This is a genomic window from Paramuribaculum intestinale, assembly GCF_003024925.1.
GTDB classification, from domain to species: Bacteria; Bacteroidota; Bacteroidia; order Bacteroidales; family Muribaculaceae; genus Paramuribaculum; species Paramuribaculum intestinale.
On sequence record NZ_PUED01000297.1, the window covers coordinates 1 to 2,032 of the forward strand.

2 protein-coding genes are annotated in these 2,032 nt (G+C 47.6%); both read left to right on the forward strand.

Translation table 11 applies throughout. From position 1 onward, the window contains the following. A partial coding sequence (locus C5O24_RS12935) for a C10 family peptidase (protein ID WP_205961123.1) occupies positions 1-711 on the forward strand: 711 nt, incomplete at its 5' end. Positions 712-713: 2 nt separating this feature from the next. After that, a complete protein-coding gene (locus C5O24_RS12940; protein WP_161553912.1) occupies positions 714-2,000 on the forward strand; it encodes a serpin family protein in 1,287 nt (428 codons plus the stop codon). Positions 2,001-2,032: the final 32 nt, after the last annotated feature.

Consider the following 2,032-nt stretch of genomic DNA (forward strand, 5'->3'; position numbering starts at 1 on the left):
GTCAATGAGATATCCTATATACTAGTAAAGGATCAAACTGTATATACTACTAATATCCAGCCACTTATTAAAACGATGTGGGGGCAATGGTATCCGTATAATGAGCAAATCACTAATAGGTATGCTGTAGGATGTGTTGCTGTGGCTTTGGGGCAGATTTTGAAATATCACGCTTATCTGCCGGGATTTGATTTTTCTCGTATGCCATTGTATTCCACTGAAAGTGTTCCTGAGCTAGCTAGATTCCTGCGTTATATAGGTGACAAAGTGGAAATGGATTATGGTTATTCATCAAGCTCTAATATCTATTATGCACAGGCTGCGTTGTCAGATATGGGATATGCATATACGTTTAACTCTTCACATAATATAAATGAGATAACAAAATCGCTGAAGAATCGTCGTCCCGTGTATATGAGAGGGGCTAATATTGCAGATAATGTTGGGCATGCATGGGTGTGTGAGGGACTGACCGAAGCATCCACAGATATTGGCTATGCTTTGATTGTTCCGACTGGTCAATTGGGAGACGCGTCAGGACCATTTACTACAATGGGAGAACGTGGTAGTAGTTCAATGATGCAGAAGTTTTATTATAATTGGGGATGGGATGGCAATAGTAATGGCTTTTATGTCGATCCTATAAATTGGCCGTCTCAAGTTTATTTTGGGGATCAAATGATGAGTCTGACTAATATAAGGAAAAAATGAATATGAACAAGCGAATAAAGACGTTGTTTCTGCTTCTGCCGATCTTTGCGGCGGGGCTGTGGGGGTGTGCGAGTGATGGTGACGCTGATAATCCTGTGGATAACAATCCGTATGAGCCGATAGAGCTTGAGGCGGAGGAGTTTTATGTAAGTGAGGCCATGCAGCCGTTTGCATTCGACATGCTTGGCGAAATATGCTGCCAGACAGAGGGTAGTGTTGTCGTGTCGCCTTTGAGCGCTGCGATAATGGTCGGGATGCTTGCCAATGCGGCTGATGATGATGTCTGCGCCGAATTTCTTGCGGCTATGGGCGTCAGCGATGTTCAGAAGCTGTGGCTCAACTCCTATTTCGGTAAATTGCAGCAATCTCTTCCCGGTATTGATAAGGAAGCGAAGATGCGGCTTGACAACGGGGTATGGCTGAATAGCGGGTCTGGTGAGCCGGCGAGAGCCACAGACGGATATGTGTCGATCCTGTATAATGATTATATGACGGATATAAAATGCATTGATTTTTCCGAACGTAGCTCGGTTGGAAAAATCAATGCCTGGATATTCGAGCGAACCGGTTTCGACGACGTAGTAAAGAATATAGATCGGTCAATGGCTGCTCTGTGGGCGTCGACCTTGTATTTCCGTGGAGCATGGACGAAGAAATTTGATAGGTCCGCCACAAAGAAGTCGCCATTTTTTCTTGCCGACGGCAGTTGCGAAGATGTTGATATGATGCATGCTGATAATGTCGGTGCCGGCTATTATTCTGGTATCGGAGCTGATGGCGGGATGTCGACGGAAGATGCGATCCAGTCGGTGACTATGCCATACGGCAACGGTGCATACAATTTTACAGCTGTGCTGCCAGCCAAAAACATGTCGGTCAGGGATCTGATAAGGAGTCTGGGCGCCGGTGGATGGTATGAAATTACTACCGGCAGTTCGGGCGAAGGCATGCGTAGCGGGTCGTTTGGATTGGATATTCCACGCATGGAAATAACAAGCGATCACGATGTCAGCCGTATATTGTCGGCGATGGGTGCGTCGAGTCTGGCCTCAGGCTTTGTCATGCCCGGACTGGGGCTCATTTCGCCTGTGGGTGGGAAGGTAGTCCAGCGTACGTCGATTTCGGTCGATGAGGAGGGTAGTGAAGTGAAATCGGTGACCGCCGGTGGTATCGATGGTGCTGACAGGCGTTGTTATGTGACATTTGACCGGCCGTTTGTCTACGCGGTGTGGGAGAAAAGCACCGGTGCGATTCTGGCGGTCGGCACATATATGGGACCGAACAAATGACGGGTGGGTGCGGCATCGGAGTGTACGCTGTG

Coding starts and splice junctions, on each gene's coding strand:
- C5O24_RS12940 (WP_161553912.1), top strand. CDS start 714: ATGAACAAGCGAATAAAGACGTTGTTTCTGCTTCTGCCGATCTTTGCG.